The organism is Croceicoccus ponticola (assembly GCF_004004515.1).
GTDB classification, from domain to species: Bacteria; Pseudomonadota; Alphaproteobacteria; order Sphingomonadales; family Sphingomonadaceae; genus Croceicoccus; species Croceicoccus ponticola.
The window spans coordinates 361,961-379,754 of sequence record NZ_RXOL01000001.1 but is presented as its reverse complement, the minus strand read 5'-3'; the positions used below and the strand labels follow the sequence as shown (position 1 = coordinate 379,754).

Sequence of the window (17,794 nt, the reverse complement as noted above, 5' to 3'; positions counted from 1 at the left end):
TCGCATTACCCGGCCCGCGACGGCCGGTACGATTTACGGACCATTGAGGGGGTTCCACACCATGTCCACCGGCCAGCGCCTTGCGGGGCTGCTCCTGCTATCCAGCGCGCTTACCTTTCCCGCCTGCGGGTTCGCGCAAGCCATCGGCGTCCCGCCCGGCGAAGACCCGAGCACCGAGGCAGCCGAAGCGGAACTGACGGATCAGGTCGCCAGCGGTCAGACCGAACCCGCCGCCGGTGAAAGCTATTCCGAAACCGACGTCTCGATCCCCGGCGGCGCGATCCTCGTGACTGGGCGCCGCAACCGCGATCCGGTTCGCGCTTCGACCCAAGTGGTTTCGGTCCTTTCGGCCGAAGATATTGCCCGTACCGGCGAAGGCGACATCGCAGGCGCGTTGAGCCGTGTGACCGGCCTTTCCATCGTCGGATCGGGCCGCGTCTATGTTCGCGGCCTGGGCGATCGCTATTCGCTCGCCATGCTGAACGGCCTGCCCTTGCCCAGCCCCGAACCGTTAAGCCGGGTCGTCCCGCTCGACATCTTTCCGACCAACGTCATCGCATCGTCGATGGTCCAGAAAACCTATTCCGCGAACTTCCCCGGCGAATTCGGCGGCGGCGTCATCAACCTGACTACCCGTGCGATCCCGGACGAAAGCTTCGTAAAGATCAGCGCATCTGCCGGCGGCGATACCCGCACATTGGGTCGCGACGGGCTGACCTATTACGGGTCCGACCTCGACTGGATGGGATTCGACAACGGCAACCGCGACATTCCGTCGAATTTGCAGGCGTTCCTGAACAGCGGCGAGCGCATCCAGTCGGTGCCGATCGCAACGCAGGAAGGTATCGCGGCGCAGTTGTGGCCGCTGAACATGGCGACCGTGACGAAGGACGGCAACCTGCCGCCGAACTTCTCCGGCTCGATCACGGCCGGCACCTCCTTCGACGTGGGCGACGATGCTGTGCTCGGTCTTGTCGCGACGGCAGGGCTCAAGAACAGCTGGCGCAACCGTTCGGTCCGTTCGCAGAGTGCCAACTCCGACCTGTCGGAACTGACCGACGACTGGACGACGTTCATCACCGATAACCGGATGCTGGTGAACGGCATGCTGGGCATCGGGCTCGACATCGGCGATCATACGATCCGCTGGACCAACCTCTATATCCGCGACACGTTGAAACAGGCGCGGCTCGGCACCGGATTTTCGTTCGAGGACAACTACGATCTCGTCGAACAGAACACCGGCTGGTACGAGCGCCAGTTGGTCGACACCCAGATCGTCGGCGAATTCGAATTCGGCCCGCTTTCGATCGACGTACGCGGTGGATATGCCCGCACCGATCGCGAAGCGCCGTTCAACCTGACCTTCAACTATGTCCGGACCAACAATCCGAACAGCCCGACCGGCGAATATTACGTCGCGAACATCACCAATCAGATCAACAACGTGGAGCCCGTCTCGGCGGCGTTCGACGATCTTCAGGAAGAACTGTGGTTCGGCGGCATCGACGCCAGCTACGATATCCTCGACAACCTGACGAGCACAGTCGGTTACGCTTATTCCGATACTAGCCGCTATTCTTCGCGGCGCGAATTCCGGATGCAGGCTTCGGTCGATCCCATGCTCGTCTCGCTAGGCCTGACGCAGGATGTTCTGAATGCCATCGCGCTGCGCCGACCGGGGGACCTGATCAACGGGGCTGCGCTGGCGGGGTTCAACATCGGACTGTCGGAAACAACCTCCTTCCCGGCGTTCGATGCGGGCCTTACGATCCATGCCGGTTACGGCAAGCTCAGTTACGCACCGCTCGACACGGTGACGATGGATGTCGGCGTGCGATACGAAGACGCGACGCAGACCGTCTCGCTTGACCAGACGATCTTCAACACCCCGGTTGCCGGCGCGACCGAAACCTACAACGCGAACGATTATTTCCTGCCCAGCGCCACGGTCACCTGGGAAGCGACGGACGCGCTGCAATTCCGCGTTTCCGGATCGAAGACCATCGCCCGCCCGCAATTTCGCGAGCTCGTGGAACAGACCTATTTCGATCCGGACAACAACCGTCAGTATCGCGGCAACCCGTTCCTGGTCGACAGCAAGCTGCTGAATCTCGAGGCTCGGGCCGAATACTATTTCTCGGGGCGTGACCATGTCAGCCTTGCGGGGTTCTACAAGAAGATCGACAATCCGATCGAGGCCATCGTGCTCTCGCTTCCGGGCGGCGGGCGCTACACCACGTTCGCCAATGTGCCGCAGGCGCAGCTCTACGGCGCCGAATTCGAAGCGGAGTACAGCATTCCGCTCGACGACATGGGCGGCTGGTTCGAAACCAAGGACTTCGTCCTGATCGCCAACTACACCTACTCGAAATCCGAGATAAAGTTCGGTCCGGACGATATCACGGCGATCCCAGGCGGCACGACGCAGGTGTCGAACTTCTTCGACAAGGGCGATCCGATGACCGGCCAGTCCGACCATATCGCCAACATCCAGTTCGGGCTGGAAGACAGCGAAGTGTTGGGCCAGTACACGTTCCTGATCAACTACGCGTCGAAACGCGTGACCCGTCGCGATTTCCAGCGGCCCGAGATCATCGAAAACCCCGGCCTCACCGTCGACTTCGTCGCACGCGAAGGCGCCGATTTCATGGGCTTGCCGGTCGAGTTGGAGTTCGAGGCGCGCAACATCTTCGGTCGCGACAACTTCGAATATCAGACCACCGGCGCCAATCGGATCGAAAACAACACTTACGCCGTCGGCCAGAGCTATTCGCTCGGCATTTCGGTGGAATTCTGAACTTCCCGCGCTGTCCCAGAGCGCATTCCCGCAGAACGGGGTCCTTCGGCAGCTAGGGACCCCGTTTTTGCATGCGCTTCGGGCATTGTTGCGGCGACCTTTCGGTCGAGAGACAAAAGGCGTATGGTTGCCACCTCTGGAAAGAGGAGACACGCAAATGGCAGACGATCACAAACTGATCCTGGCCAGCAGGGTGGAGCACACCCCTGTCTTCGACGAGGAAGGCTCTTTGATCGGGCATGTTCGCGACCTGTCCATCGACCGGACCAGCGGCCAGGTGGTCTATGCGATCCTGTCGTTCGGAGGATTCCTCGGCATCGGCAAACGGCTTCATCCCCTGCCCTGGGACATCCTCAGCTATAACGAGAAACAGCACGGATATGTCGTGGGTCTAGGCAAGGCGGACCTTGCCAGTGCGCCGCATTACGACGCCGACGAACTGGAAGGTTTCGGCGGAGAGCAACACGCCAGAAAGCACCGCGATATCTTTGAATATTACGGAACGTTTGGCCCGCCGCCGATCTGATCGGGCCGAGCCGGATCAGCCCGGCGGGCTATCGAGCACGTAGCCCATCGCGCGAACCGTGCGCAGCAGTTCGCCTGCGCCAACGTTCTTGAGCGCGCGGCGCAGCCGGCCTATCCACACATCGACGGTGCGTTCGTCGATCGGCGGGTCCAGCTTGCCCAGCCCCTCGATCAAATCCAGCCGCGACAGCACACGATCCGGGTTTTCGGCCAAAAATCGCAAGAGCCGGAACTCGTTGGGCCGAAGATGAACCGGCCTGTCCTGCCAACGCGCTTGAAGCGCGAGGAGATCGACGGTCAGATCGCCCAGCCGGACGGCCTGCATAGTCTGGCGAAGTCCGCGCCGGTCCTGCAAGGCAAAGACCCGGTCGAGCACCGCCGTGCGATTGAGGGGACCGACCATGTAATCGTCGGCGCCTGCCCGTAATGCGCGGCGCCGGTCTTCGGGATCGTCTGCTTCGAGCACCATCGTGACGTGTGCTTCTGCCGTGCGCGAATCGGCCCTGAGGCGGCGGCAAAGCTCGAGCCCCGAACATTCGTCGAGCACCCAGTCGACAAAAGCCCACATCTGTCCGTCGACAAGCCTGCGCGGGCCATTGCAGTCGAGCCTGTCGAACGTGAAGCGCACGCCGTCATGCTCGAAACCTTCGAGCGTATCGCCAAGCGGATCGCTGAGGAAAATATTGACGACGCTCACTCATGCCCCCGGAAACCTTGCGTTCCAAAGGGACATGCCCGGCACTCATGACACGTTAGTGACTATCGGGCACGCAAGATCAAAAGCTCTTAAAAAGGGGCGGAAGGTGCGGTCACCGGCAATATTCCGCCCCCTGCAGACATCCAACCGATTGTCACGCCGACATCAGGCGGCCGCGCCATGGCAATGCTTGTACTTGTTGCCGCTGCCGCAAGGGCAAGTCGCGTTGCGGCTGATGTCCATGTCTTTCCACGGATTCTCGCTTTCCGCACCGCCCGGCCCGGCCTGCGCGAAAGTCGATCCGGCAAGCGCACCGAATAGCGCCGGACGCAGCGCCGAACCGTCGCCGTCGTTCGAATTGTCTTCGCCGGTAAACGGATCGATATGGCCCGTCATCAGGTTGGGGTTGGTCAGGAAGTCGGGCAGTTCGGGCAAGGCAGCGGGCTCTGGCTGCTGCATGCGCAACTGACTGGTCATCAGGATGCGGGTTACGTCTTCGCGGATCTGTTCGAGCATGCGTTCGAACAGGCCAAAGGCCTCCTGCTTGTACTCGTTGATCGGCGTCTTTTGCGCATAGGCGCGCAGGAACACGACTTGGCGCAGTGCATCGAGCGTCGCGAGGTGTTCTTTCCAGTGATAGTCGAGCCGGTCGAGCAGCACCGACTTTTCGACCTGCCGCCAGATCGACGGATCGGTTTCGCCAAACTTGGCGTCCATCTTGGCGTCAGCCATCGCGGCCAGCCGCTGTTCGAGATCTTCGGGCTCGATCCCGTCTTCCTGCATCCATTCGTCGATGGGCGCAGGTTCACCAAGGATTTCCTCGATCTTTTCCTTCAACCCTTCGACATCCCACTGTTCAGGATAGGAGCCCGGTGGGCAAGCTATGCCGACCAGCGAGTTCACGGTGTCGTTGCGCATGTCGACGACGACATCGTCGACGGTGTCGGAATCCATGATGTCGCCGCGCTGCTCGTAGATCACCTTGCGCTGGTCGTTCATCACGTTGTCGTATTCGACGACCTGCTTGCGGATGTCGTAGTTGCGCGCCTCGACCTTTTTCTGCGCGGTCTCGATCGCCTTAGACAGCCACTTCGAACCGATCGCTTCCCCGTCCTCGAGGTTCGAATTCATCATCTTGGAAAAGAGCGTGTCCGGCCCGAATATGCGCAGCAGGTCATCTTCGAGGCAGAGATAGAATCGCGACAGTCCGGGGTCGCCCTGACGGCCCGAACGGCCGCGCAACTGGTTGTCGATGCGCCGCGATTCGTGGCGTTCGGTGCCCAGCACGAACAGCCCGCCCGCTGCCAGCACCTGTTCGCGTTCAGCCGCGACTTCGGCCTTGATTCGAGCCATCGCGGCGTCGCGCTCGGGACCGTCGGGCAGATCGGCCAGTTCGTCGCCGATGCGGAATTCGACGTTGCCTCCCAACTGGATGTCGGTGCCGCGCCCCGCCATGTTGGTGGCGATGGTGACGGCGCCCATACGCCCCGCCTGCGCCACGATATGGGCTTCCATCTCGTGCATGCGGGCATTCAGGACGGCATGCTTGACGCCCTCTTCCTCAAGGAAGCGGCTGAGCAGTTCGGACTTTTCGATCGAAACCGTGCCGACTAGCACCGGCTGGCCGGTTTCGTTCTGTTCGCGGATCGATCTGGCGATCGCGCGGAACTTGTCGTGCGTGTTCTTGAAGAACTGGTCTTCCTCGTCGACGCGCTTCACCGGCAAGTTGGTCGGGATTTCGACGACGTTGAGCTTGTAGATGTCGAAGAATTCCGAAGCTTCGGTCGCAGCGGTACCGGTCATGCCCGAAAGCTTGGGATACATCCGAAAATAGTTCTGGAACGTGATCGAGGCCATCGTCTGGTTCTCGGGCTCGATCTTCACGCCCTCTTTAGCTTCGACCGCCTGATGCAAGCCGTTGGACCAGCGGCGACCGTCCATCATGCGGCCGGTGAATTCGTCGATGATGACGACCTTGTCGTCCTTGACGATGTAGTCCGTGTCCAATTTGAACATGTGGACGGCCTTCAGCGCCTGATCGAGGTGATGAACGACCTGCGTGTTTTCGTAATCGTAGAGGTTATCGGTTTCGAGCAATCCGTCCGCGATGAGGATCTGTTCGACTTTTTCGGTGCCGTCTTCAGTCAGGGTGATCGACTTGGTCTTCTCGTCCTTGTCGAAATCCTCTTCGTTCAGTCGTTTCACCACGCCATCCAGTGTGACGTAGAGGTCGGACTTGTCCTCGGTCGGTCCGGAGATGATCAGCGGGGTGCGCGCTTCGTCGATCAGGATCGAATCGACTTCATCGACGATCGCGTAATTGAACGGACGGTGGACCTGCTGTTCACGCGACTGCTTCATGTTGTCGCGCAAGTAATCGAAACCGAGTTCGTTGTTGGTCGAATAAGTGATGTCGCAAGCGTAACTCGCCCGGCGGTCGTACTCGTGCATGTTCGGCACGATGACCCCGACGGTCAGGCCGAGCCAGCGGTAAAGTTGACCCATCCAATCCGCGTCGCGGCGGGCGAGGTAGTCGTTGACGGTGACGACGTGGACGCCAAGGCCCGGCAGCGCATTGAGATAAGTCGCAAGCGTGGCGACCAGCGTCTTGCCCTCGCCCGTGCGCATTTCGGCGATTTCGCCACGGTGCAGCGCGATGCCGCCGATCATCTGAACGTCGAAGTGGCGCATGCCGAAGACGCGCTTCGACGCTTCGCGGACCACGGCGAATGCTTCGGGCAGCAAGTCGTCAAGGCTTTCGCCCGCTTCGATGCGCTCGCGAAACAGGACGGTCTGATTTTGCAATTCGGCATCATCCATCGCCTCGAAATGTTCTTCGAGGCTGTTGATGCGGGCGACGATCTTGCCCATCGATTTGACGTAGCGTTCGTTCGAAGAACCGAACATGGACTTGGCAATGGATCCGAACATGGGTCGGGTGTTTCCTTGATGGGCCCATGCATGGGCCTGATATGTCGGGGAACGGCACACTATAGCGCGCGCCGGAAAGGGTGCCGTGGGGTCGGCGGCCACACGGCCGCCGCCAAAAGCTATTCTAGCGGGCGGTCAGCCAGCATGATCACGGGAAGCAGGACGGTGCGCGGGGACCGCGTGGCAGGCGCGCCAAGCTCCCGGTTGCGCTTTGCCCGGCTTACGCGCGGTTGCGAAGCCTCAGCCTCCAGTCGGATTGCCTCGACACCTGAGGGGACCTTGTCGACTCGCGAAATTTCCGCATTGTGCGGCGCGTAATGAATGCGCGCGTGCGCCGGCGCGAGAAGCGCGGAAAGGCCCAGCAAAAGGGCGGCAAAGGCAAGGAGCCGTTTCATGCTTTGCCCAAGATACGCATTTGCCACGGCAAAATCCAGCAGGTGGAGGAGAAATCCTCAAATTTGCGCAATAGCCTTTCCCAACCTGCTTGCCGCTGCTGCATGGTCACGGTAACCGCACGGACCATGGAAAGATCCCCGCTCGCTCGCCCTTTTCCCGCCGCTCCTTCCATTGCGGGCGCCGTTCCGCGCGTGGCGCGGGCGCATTACAAGACATGGGATCGATGTGACCTGACATATGTCGAACTGGACGAAGGGACGAGCGTCGCGGGCGTTTTCACCAAAAACGTCTGCTGTTCGTCCGAGGTAGAAATGGGCCGCGAGCAGGTGCGGCTGGGCCGTGCCCGCGCGTTGGTCGTGAACGCGGGCAATTCCAACGCCTTTACCGGATATCGCGGCAGAGAGGCGGTGGAACAGATCATGGCGCAGGTTGCCGCGCACCTGGATTGCGCGCCGAGCGATGTCTTCGTGTCGTCCACCGGCGTCATCGGCGTGCCCCTGCCCAAGGACAAGGCCGAGGTAGGCGTCATGAACGCGCTGGCCGCGCAGCCCTGCGACTGGGAAATGGCCGCGCAGACCATCGGCACGACCGACACCTTCGCCAAGGGCGCGACCGCCAGCGCTATGTTGGGCGACACTCGGATCGAAATCAGCGCCATCGTCAAGGGAAGCGGCATGATCGCGCCCGATATGGCGACGATGCTCGGCTACATTTTCACGGACGCGAAAGTGTCGCCCCACTTCCTGCAACTGTGCCTGTCCGCCGCGAACGAGGCGACGTTTGCATGCATCACCGTCGATAGCGACACTTCGACGAGCGACACGGTCCTTGCCTTTGCAACCGGGCATGCGGGCAACGAAGAACTGGTCGATGCGGACAGTCCCGGCGCCGACGCCTTTGCCGCGGCCATTCACGACGTGTGCCGCCAGCTTGCGCATCTCGTCGTGCGTGACGGCGAAGGCGCGCAGAAATTCATCGAGATCGCGGTAACAGGCGCTGTTTCGGACGAAAGCGCCCGTAGCGTCGGGCTGTCCATCGCCAATTCGCCATTGGTGAAAACCGCCGTCGCGGGAGAGGACGCGAACTGGGGCCGCGTCGTCATGGCCGTGGGCAAGGCGGGCGAACCGGCGGATCGCGACAAGCTGTCCATCGGGTTCGGTGGGACGTGGGCTGCGAAAAACGGCCTGCCGCTGGCCGATTATGACGAAGCCCCGGTCGCCGAACACCTCAAAGGGCAGGACATCCGCATCGACGTCGATCTCGGCTTGGCCGAAGGCAGCGCGACGGTGTGGACCTGCGACCTGACCCACGGCTACATCGTGATCAACGCGGATTATCGAACCTGATCTCGAACATATTGGTGGAGCGATGCATGGGCGAAATCGTTATCTGGGGCCGGCTCAATTCGCACAACGTGAAGAAGGTCGTCTGGCTGGCCGAGGAAATGGCTTTGCCATATATCCGGCGCGACGTCGGCGGGCCGTTCGGCATGGACACGGCCTATCTTGCGAAAAATCCAAATGCCCTGATCCCCACAATCGACGACGGTGACCTGACATTGTGGGAATCGAATGCGATCCTGCGCTATCTTGCCGCGCAATACGGCGGCGAACGTTGGTGGAACTCCGATCCTGCGACACGCGCGCTGGGCGATCGATGGATGGACTGGCACTTCACCTATGCCGACAACCAGCGCCCGGCTTTCGTCAGCCTTGTTCGCAAGCCCGAACCCGAACGCGACGCTATCGTGATCGAACAAGCAGTGGGTGGCTGCGCGGCCTTGCTTGCGGTGCTTGAAGAACATCTTTCCGGCCATGATTGGCTGTCGGGCGACGATTTCGGGATCGGCGACATTCCGATGGGTTGCTATATCCACACATGGTTCGCGCTACCCATCGAACGGCCGCCCTTCCCCGCCATTCGCCGCTGGTACGAACGCTTGCTGGCGCGTCCGCCCTACCGCGATTTCGTCGCGATCCCGCTCACATGACCGACGCGCTGACCCGGCAGGTTCATGCGTTGATGGAACGCGTCGCGCACGATGTGGTCCTGCCGCGATACCAGACGTTGGCCGCGCACGAGATCATCGAGAAAAAGCCCGGCGATCTTGTCACCATAGCCGACCGCGAAAGTGAGGCGATGCTGGCCGAGGGGCTCGCGAAAATCCTGCCCGAAGCGGCCATCGTTGGCGAGGAAGCGGTTCATGCCGATCCGTTCCTGACCGAGCGGCTGGGCGATGCGCTGTGCTGGATCGTCGACCCGATCGACGGCACGCGCAATTTCGCCAACGGGCGTCCACCGTTCGGACTGATGATCGCTCTGGCAGAAAAGGGCGAGACCAAAGCGGGCTGGATTTACGACCCGCTGCAGCAACGGCTGTGCCATGCGGCGCTGGGTACGGGCGCGTTCGTGGACGGGCAGCGCATCGCCGCGCGGGCCACGGGCGAAACGCCGCCGATCGCCGCGATCTCGCTGATCTTCATGGACGATGCGCAGCGCGAAAACGTGAAGACGAACCTTGCCCCGCACTACCGTCTGGCCGACATCCCTTATTGCGCGGCGGAACAGTATCCCCGCCTCGCACTAGGCATCAACGATGTGTCGGTGTTTGAACGCACGCTGGCGTGGGATCACGCGGCGGGCGCGCTTTGGTTGAACGAGGCGGGCGGCAAGTGCGCCAGACCCGATGGTTCACCGTATCGCGTCGACGAATGGGATCGCAAGGGAATGATCGCCGCGGCCAGTCCGGCCCTATGGGACGAACTGGCCGCGGCGTATCTGATCCGGCCCGACTTGTGCCGAGCCGGATGATGTCAGTTCAAAGCTCGGATTCGAGCCAGGCCTTTAGCGCGCCCTTGGGTGCAGCGCCCAGCTTCTGCGCGGCGGGCTTACCGTTCTTGAACAGGATCATCAGCGGGATCGACTGAACCCCCATCTGCGCTGCGATCTCGGTGTTTTCCATGATGTCGACCTTGGCGATCGTGACCTTGTCACCCAGTTCGTCGCTGATTTCTTCGAGCGCGGGGCCGATCATCTTGCACGGGCCGCACCAGTCCGCCCAGAAATCGACCAGCACCGGCTTGTCGGATTCGATAACGTCGCTCTGGAAACTGGCATCGGTTACGGCTTTGGTCGGCATCGAACGTTCTCCTGAAAATCTTTCGTAACCCAAGATAGGCGCGCGAAGCGCTTTGGCAATCCGCGCATGCCCCAAGCAATTCTAGCCACCCCGTAACCGTGCCTTCTCCGCCGCCAGTAAAGCTTCGGGCACGACGAAAAGCCGCGGGGCATGGGTATAGAGCAACGCGCATTCCACCACCCGGCCCGGATGCACCGCCTCCAGCGCGCAGGCATAGGCCGCCATCTGCCGGATATAGGCGACAGGCACGGCGTTGAACGTTTCGGGCGGGCGACGAGCGGTCTTGAAATCCACGATGCGGATCGGCTCGTCGGGATTTTCGGGCAGGCACAACCGGTCGATGGTGCCCGCCACGACCTGCCCGCCGACGATCGCGGCAATCGGCACTTCGGCCAGCGCATCGGGGCCGAACCCGTCGGCGAATCGTGGGTCGGCCAGCGTGGCGATCGCAGCAACCGCCATTTCGTCGCGGATCGCAGGATCAAGGTCCGCCGCCTGCCTTGCCAACCACTTCGCCGCAGCCGCGGCGCGCCTGTCCGGCGCCAGTTCCGGTAAGCGTTCGAGCAATCGGTGGATCAGAACCCCGCGCCGCGCGGCATCCAGCCCGGTTCCGGGCGGCAGCGGCGGGTCGGGCGCTTCGTGATCGCCCAGCGCGGAAGGAGCGAGCGGACGGGGCGGTCGCGGTTCCTCTCCCACAGGGTGGGTGAGCCATGTTGGAACCAGAGGCAGCATCGATTGCGCCGCGCCACCGGGCATGCCCGGCTGCGCCTCCGCCGCGATGCCGCGCACCTTAACCGCGCCCCAGACCGGATCTTCGAGCCAGTCATCGCCGAACAGCGGCTCGAGCGCGGCATACCAGCTTTTCCGCGGGGCCTCGGTCTTCTTCGCCGGCAACGCGCCCGCGACAAACAGCGCTTCCTCCGACCGGGTCATGGCGACATACAGCAGCCGCCAGTGTTCCTCGTCCTCGGCCTGTTTCGCCGCGTCGCGAGCCTGCGCGAGCCGACCCATCACCTCGCCCTTGCGCAGGCCCGGCATCGGCAAGCTGCGCGTCGCAAAGCCCAGCGCCGCATCGCCCGGCTCCTCCAATTCCAGCGTGCGCGGTGGCGACTTGTCCGGATCGTCGGCGGCATCGGCAAGGATCACGATGGGCGCCTGCAGACCCTTTGACCCATGCACCGTCATAACCCTGACCAGCCCGCCCTGCTGATCCGCCTCTCGCTTCAATTCACCGTCGCCCACGTCGAACCAGCGGATGAACCCGGCAAGACTGGGCACGTTCGTCGCCGAAAACGCCAGCGCGGCATTCAGCAGTTCATCAATGGGATCGTTGGCTTCTCGCCCCAGTCGCGCGACCAGTTTCGTGCGCCCCTGCCACGGTCCTACCAGCATCCAGTGGAGCAGCGCCTGAGGTGGCGTGAAATCGGCGCGGCCCAACAGATCGAGCAGCTTCGCCACCGTCTCACGCGGTTTGTCGGCAGTGGCGGCGCGCAAGTGGTCCCACAGCGTCCGGTACCGCTCCGTCTTCGGATGGCGATAACCGTGTTCCAGCAGGTCTTCCTGCGACCAGCCCAGCAGCGGCGACGTCAGCAAACTGGCAAGCGCGAGATCGTCATAGGGCTGCGCGGCGAAACGCAGGCCGGCCATCAGGTCGCGCACCGCCAGCGGCGCGCCCAATCGCAACCGGTCGACGCCCGCGACGGGCACGCCCTTGGCATGAAGCCGCGCGACGATCAGCCCGGCCAGTTCCTTGCGCTTGCGGACCAGCACCATGATGTCGCCCGCCTGCGCATTGCGCGCCCCGCCCTTGGCCAGCGGATAGCCGCCCGCGATCCAGCGTCGCACCTGTTCGGCAATGTTGTCGGCAACGCGCCTGTCAGGGCGGGAGAGCCACGATTTTTCGTCGTCTGGTTCTTCGTCGTCGCCCGGCATCGAACCTACCGCACGCCACAATACGACCTGCCCCGGACGCTGTTCGCCAATGTGCGGCTCTGGCGGGTCTTTCAATCCGAAGTTTTCGGGCGCGATGTGCGCGATGGCCTCGTCAACGAAGTCCAGCACCGGCTGCCCGGTGCGGTAACTGCGCCCCAGTCCATATTCCTGCAGGGGCCGGATTTCATCGTCGCCGCGCTGGGCTTCCAGGTTGCTCAGCGTTTCGCTGATCCGCGCCTTGACCCGCTGCTTGGCGGCTTCGAAATTTTCGGGGCTGGTCCCCTGAAACCGGAAGATCGCCTGCTTGTAGTCGCCCACGACGAACAGCGTGCGCAAACGGTCGCCGCGCGCGCCCTGCCCGGCAAAGAACTCTTCGGTCAGCGCGTCGATGACGTCCCATTGCGCGGCGTTTGTGTCTTGCGCTTCGTCAATCAGGATGTGGTCGAACCGGCGGTCGAGCTTGTACCGGATCCAGTCCGCCATGTCTGATCGTTTCAGCAGGCGGGCTGCCTGGAATATCTGATCGTCGAAATCAACCAGCCCCTCGCGCGATTTTGCCTCTGCCCAGCGCAGGGCGAAAGCGCGGCCCAACGTCAGCGCGGGGGCCAGCCACTGCGCCAATGCGCCAAGGTTGCGGGCGACCTCCACCTCGTCGAGGCTGGCACCGACCCGCGCCGCATAATCGGCATAATCGGGCAAGTGCTTCGCCACGCTAATGAGCGATTTGACCTCGCCCTTTTGCGTAAAGACGACGGCGCGCAAATCGTCGATCGCCGCCAGTCTCGCGTCCGCATCGCCCGCCAGCCATGGCGCAACGACATCTTCGAACTTGCGCGCGGTGGCGGTGCCCCATGCCCTTTGCGCATCGAGGCAACGGCGCAGGGATGCCGCATCGAACGCATCGTCGCCGCAAAGCATCGCGACATGATCGGGCGAATGATCGGGCGCCAGCCCCAGCAGCCGGTGGACGCGCGGCAGCAGCGGCGGTTGCCACGCGCCCGGCCCTTCCCATGCGCCGCGCGCGTCGGCGCAGGCCATCAGGAAGCGTTCCACCCCGGACTGGTCGGTGCGCAGCGACAGCATGGCGAGCGCGTCGGTCAGCGCGGTATCGCCGGACCTTTCGGCATCGAGCAGCATCGCCGACAGCGTTTCGCGCAGCAGGATTTCCCGGTCGCGATCCTCCATCGGTCGTGTGCCGGGGACCAGCCCGGCCTCAAGCGGGAATGCGGAAAGCAGCCATTGCGAAAAAGCATGGATCGTCTCGATCCTCAGGCCCCCGCCCGGACAGTCCAACACGGCGGCAAAACGCGTCCGCGCCCGCGCCACGGTGTCGGGATCGACGGCGCCGCCGATCGCCAGCAGGTCCGCCGCAAGCGTCACGTCGTCCGCCCGCACCCAGCTTGCCAGCACATCGTTGACGCGGGTCGCCATCTCCGCCGCACCGGCCTTGGTAAAGGTCAGGCACAGGATCTGCGACGGTTCGATATCGGATTGCAGCAACAGGCGCAGTACTCGCGCCGAAAGCACCTGCGTCTTACCCGTGCCGGCACTGGCCGAAAGCCAGACGGTATCGCGCGGATCGACGGCGTCGGCCTGCCGGTCCTTCAGCGGATAGACTTTCGCGTTCATGCGCCCGATCCCTCGGTGCGTCCTTGCCATTCGTCCAGCCGCATGAGCTGGTCGTAGTCGTTATATCCGCCCAGATCGGGATTGAGCCTCGCGGTGAAAGGCTCGTTACCGACGATCCAGCGGTCGATGGCATCGGACAGGAAACGCGCGCTGTCGGGCAGAAAATCCTCGCGCGGGATGCCGCTGCGCTTGGGCGGTTCGAGGATGGGCTCGGTGCGATAGCCGAACGCGTAGTCGCCGCCCTTGGCATTGCGGGCCAGCGACCAGTATTCGAAACGCGTAGGAGTGCCCGACACCCCTTCGAACCCGCCGGATTCCGCGATGATCCCGGTGGTGCCGAGTTGCAGGGTGAAACCTTCTTCGACCATCTTGGCGCTGGGCGGCGTGCCGGTCTTGTAATCCACGATGGCCAGCGTCCCATCGGGAAGTCGGTCGATGCGGTCGGCCTTCGCGGTGATCTTCACCCCATCGAACACCATCCCGCCCGATTTTTCGACCAGCAACACTTCGCGCCCTTCGGCAACGAGCGCGGCCTGCTCATCCTCCACCCATTTCAGGCCAGCCATCAGCCGCGGCTGCCACAGCCCGCGCATGAACGGATGGCCCGAAAGATCGGACAGCATCCCCGCGGCCAGCGGCAACAGGGTGCCGGGCGCGCAGTCGTACTTCTCATTCCATTCCTGAAGGATGGCATGAACTGTCGTGCCCTTCCACGCAGGGGTCGGCTCTTCGTCGATGGCGTCAAGCCGGCGCAGGCGCAGGATGTGGCTGGCATAGAACTGGTACGGGTCCGATCGCAGCCGGTCGAGTGCGGTGGCGCTGATATCGACCTTGCGCTGTTCGGCATTCGGCAGCGGCTTTGGCTGCGGATAGGGTGGCGCGGGCGCGGCATCGTTCATCGCGGCGGCCAGCTTGGGCGCTTCGACCTCGCGGTGCTTGTCGAACTGGTCGCCCAGCATCGCCTTTACCCGCAGCAGGAAACGGCTCGCGATCACCGGACCGGATGCGTCGCGCCGAGCATGGCTCAGGACGACTTCGGGCGCGCCCAGTGCGCCGGCCAAATCGTGCGCGGCAAGCCCGATGCGGAAATCGCCGCCGGGAACGCCCAGCGCGCGCAGCACGGCGGGCGCGACCAGCGGATCGGTAGCCGAAGGTGCGGGCCACGATCCTTCGGTCAGTCCGCCGCAGATGACGAGATCGGCGCGGCTCATCCGCGCCTCGATCAAGCCGTAGATGGCAACGCGCGGGTGGCCGCCCCATGGCGGGCGCACCGATTGCTGGTCCATCGCATCGCGCAGCATGGCGGGGATTTCGGCAGGCTCGAGCGACGTCGGCTCTCCTAGCGCCGCTTCGCGCAGGCCTTCGACAAAGCTTGCCAGCATGCGCCCGTCGGCCTCTGCCCACAGCTCAGGTCCGCACAGCGCCTCTCCTGCCGTGACCAGCGCGTCGAGCACTGCGGCAAGGTCCAGCGCGTCCGCCTCGCCCATGGCGGCCAGCGGCGAAAGCGCTGCCTCGACCTCCTGCCACCAATGCGCCATCGCGCTGTCGTCACGCTTGCGCGCCCGCTCCATCGCGACTTTGCCCAGCGGTTCGATGCCCGCGTCCAGCCTTGGCCCGCGCAGCGCGAGATCGAGCTTGCGAACATTGTCCAGCCACCTGGTTCTCCGTTCGCCCTTGTCTTGGCCAACGCCCGCAAGCGGATGCGCAATGGCGGCGAGAAACGGGATCGGCGCGGCACGGGTGCCCAGCACTTCGGCCAGCAACAGGAACATGCGCCCCGCCACCGTTTGCGGCAAGGGCATGCCTGCTGAATCGTCGGCCACGACATTCCATGCGCGCAAGTGCGCGATGACGCGGCCCGCAAGCCCGCGATCCGGCGTGATGAACGAGACACGCCGCGCGGGCACTTCCAGCGCCTCGCGGATCAGGACGGCGATGGCCTGGGCCTCTTCCTCAGGATGCGCGGTTTCCATGACCCGGACGCCCGACAAGCGGCGGCGTTGTGGCGGCAGGTCGACCCAACTTGCGCTCTGTTCCGGCGGCAGAAACAGGTTCGATATCGCCTTGCTGCGTTCGGGCGGAGCCGCGCCAAGGCCGCGGCGGTGCCATGGGCGCACTTCGTCGCGGTTGACGCCCATCCGGTTGAGCAGGAGCTTCAGGTGATATTGCGGATGGGTCACGGCGTCATGGGGGCCAAGCGGCGGATCGTCCGGGTTCTCGCCATGCCCGGCATTGCCGAGCGCGGCCCAGACGTCGTCATCAAGCGCCAGATCGAGATCGGGCAGGATCACCGCACCTTGGGGTAAACCCGCAATAACGCGCAACAGTCGCGCGATGGCCGGGCTGGCGCTGGTAACGCCCGCCGCGACGACGGGATGCGGCGGCGGGTTTTCGCGCCAGCGCCGGGCGGCATGGTCGAACAGCGCATTGCGGCGCGCAGGTGCATCGACCTCGCCGCGCGAGCTCAGTTCGGCCAGCCACATCCGCTGCACCAGCATGAACAGGCGAAGGTTCTTTTCCCAGTGCGCCGACTGATCGCCGACGATGCCGATCACCCGTTCGCGCATCAGGTCGTCGGGATCAATTCCTTCGACCAGAAGACGATCCATCGTTCGTGCGATTTCCCGCGATTGGCGCAATAGCGCCGCAGCCGATGGCGCAGTCAGCCCTTCTGCCGCCATCGCTTGGCGCAGCATGGACGCAAGCGTCAACCAGCGACGCGTCTGATCGGCAGCGGGCGGAACATCCGCGCCCTCCCCGATCGGGTCGAGCAGCGGCCCCAGCGTTTCATCGAGATCGATGTCCGCGATCACCGCCATGCGCGGCAGCAACAGGCCGCCCGTGCCATCATCGCCGCCCGAAAGGCGGACGAACGCCTCTGTCACCGTGCGGATGGCGCGGTGGCTGGGCAACAACAGCGTCAGGCGCGCAAGGCCGAACCGGTCCTCGGCATAACGTGGGATTAAACCGGCGACGAGGGCGTCGGCGAACCCGCGGTGGGCAGCGATCGAATAAAGGGAAAGCCGCGTGCCCTCAGACACGCGCGAACAGTTCCTCGGCAGGCGCGATATGTTCGGGCTGGCCGATTTCGATCCACTCGCCTGCGTGGATCGTGCCGTAAAGCCGCCCCTCTTCTATCGCGCGGGACCAGAATACGTTGGTGCTGAACTTCGCCTCTTCCGGGGGATCGCGCAGCAGCCGGGACGAACACAGCTGTATACCGCTGAACACGAATGGCGCGATTCGGCCGGACCTGCGGCGGCTGACACGCCCCATTGCGTCGAGATGAAAGTCGCCCTTGCCGCGATAATTATGCGCATGCGGATGCGGGACCAGCAGGAGCAAGGCATCCATCTTGACAGGGTCCCACGCCGTTGAAAGCTGGCGAAACACGTCGCGCGGACCATCCAGCCACATGGCATCGGAATTGAGACAGAAGAACGTATCGCCCAAAAGCTCGCTCGCCTTTACCAGGCCACCGCCGGTTTCCAGCAGTTGGTCACGCTCGTCCGAAATCGTGATCGCAGGTTCGGTGCGCAGCTTCATGTGCGCCTCAATCGCGTCGGCGAGGTAATGGACATTGACCACCGCGCGCGACACGCCCGCTGATGCCAGCCGGTCGAGCGCATGGTCGATCAACGGCTTGCCGGCGACTTTCACCATCGGCTTGGGCCGACTGACGGTCAGTGGCCGCATCCGCTTGCCAAGCCCGGCGGCCATAACCATCGCCACGTCACTGGCCAGA

The 17,794-nt window shown here is 63.5% G+C and carries 12 protein-coding genes; 5 read left to right on the top strand and 7 right to left on the bottom strand.

The genetic code is table 11. The annotated features are described in order from the left end of the window. The first annotated feature begins 61 nt into the window (after positions 1–61). Together EKN06_RS01855 and EKN06_RS01850 are read left to right on the top strand one after the other, a co-directional pair. Positions 62–2,800, top strand: coding sequence for a TonB-dependent receptor domain-containing protein (locus EKN06_RS01855; RefSeq protein WP_127611167.1), 2,739 nt, complete (start codon positions 62–64; stop codon positions 2,798–2,800). A 157-nt stretch (positions 2,801–2,957) separates the two neighbouring features. Continuing rightward, entirely contained in the window at positions 2,958–3,326 is a 369-nt protein-coding gene (locus EKN06_RS01850) for a PRC-barrel domain-containing protein (RefSeq protein ID WP_127611166.1), read from the top strand. 15 nt (positions 3,327–3,341) lie between these two features. On the opposite strand, the gene EKN06_RS01845 is transcribed toward EKN06_RS01850, so the two are convergent. From EKN06_RS01845 to EKN06_RS01835, 3 genes are all read right to left on the bottom strand, one after another. Further along, the gene (locus EKN06_RS01845; protein WP_240654558.1) at positions 3,342–4,022 is read right to left on the bottom strand and encodes a response regulator transcription factor; all 681 of its coding nucleotides are present in this window, start codon (positions 4,020–4,022) and stop codon (positions 3,342–3,344) included. A 165-nt stretch (positions 4,023–4,187) separates the two neighbouring features. Next, positions 4,188–6,953 (bottom strand): preprotein translocase subunit SecA, encoded by a 2,766-nt coding sequence (secA, locus tag EKN06_RS01840; protein ID WP_127611165.1) that lies wholly within the window; start codon positions 6,951–6,953, stop codon positions 4,188–4,190. A gap of 119 nt (positions 6,954–7,072) precedes the next feature. Next, a complete protein-coding gene (locus EKN06_RS01835; protein ID WP_127611164.1) occupies positions 7,073–7,348 on the bottom strand; it encodes a hypothetical protein in 276 nt (91 codons plus the stop codon). Positions 7,349–7,474: 126 nt separating this feature from the next. Here EKN06_RS01835 and argJ point away from each other — a divergent pair, with 126 nt between their 5' ends. From argJ to EKN06_RS01820, 3 genes are read left to right on the top strand one after another with little or no spacing between them, the layout of a single operon-like run. After that, a complete protein-coding gene (argJ, locus tag EKN06_RS01830; protein ID WP_127611939.1) occupies positions 7,475–8,695 on the top strand; it encodes a bifunctional glutamate N-acetyltransferase/amino-acid acetyltransferase ArgJ in 1,221 nt (406 codons plus the stop codon). 26 nt (positions 8,696–8,721) lie between these two features. Then, positions 8,722–9,339, top strand: coding sequence for a glutathione S-transferase family protein (locus EKN06_RS01825; RefSeq protein WP_127611163.1), 618 nt, complete (start codon positions 8,722–8,724; stop codon positions 9,337–9,339). After that, positions 9,336–10,160: an inositol monophosphatase family protein gene (locus EKN06_RS01820; RefSeq protein WP_127611162.1), complete on the top strand. Its 825-nt coding sequence runs from the start codon at positions 9,336–9,338 to the stop codon at positions 10,158–10,160. Before EKN06_RS01825 ends, EKN06_RS01820 begins: the two co-directional genes overlap by 4 nt. A 7-nt stretch (positions 10,161–10,167) precedes the next feature. On the opposite strand, the gene trxA is transcribed toward EKN06_RS01820, so the two are convergent. The 4 genes from trxA to EKN06_RS01800 form a co-directional block, all read right to left on the bottom strand. Continuing rightward, positions 10,168–10,488, bottom strand: a complete 321-nt coding sequence (trxA, locus tag EKN06_RS01815; protein ID WP_127611161.1) for a thioredoxin — start codon at positions 10,486–10,488, stop codon at positions 10,168–10,170. An 81-nt stretch (positions 10,489–10,569) separates the two neighbouring features. Next, a complete protein-coding gene (gene addA / locus EKN06_RS01810) occupies positions 10,570–14,049 on the bottom strand; it encodes a double-strand break repair helicase AddA (RefSeq protein WP_127611160.1) in 3,480 nt (1,159 codons plus the stop codon). Then, complete coding sequence (gene addB, locus EKN06_RS01805) at positions 14,046–17,090, bottom strand: double-strand break repair protein AddB (RefSeq protein WP_127611159.1); 3,045 nt, start codon at positions 17,088–17,090, stop codon at positions 14,046–14,048. Before addB ends, addA begins: the two co-directional genes overlap by 4 nt. Continuing rightward, entirely contained in the window at positions 17,083–17,775 is a 693-nt protein-coding gene (locus tag EKN06_RS01800) for a nucleotidyltransferase family protein (protein WP_205693822.1), read from the bottom strand. Before EKN06_RS01800 ends, addB begins: the two co-directional genes overlap by 8 nt. Positions 17,776–17,794: the final 19 nt, after the last annotated feature.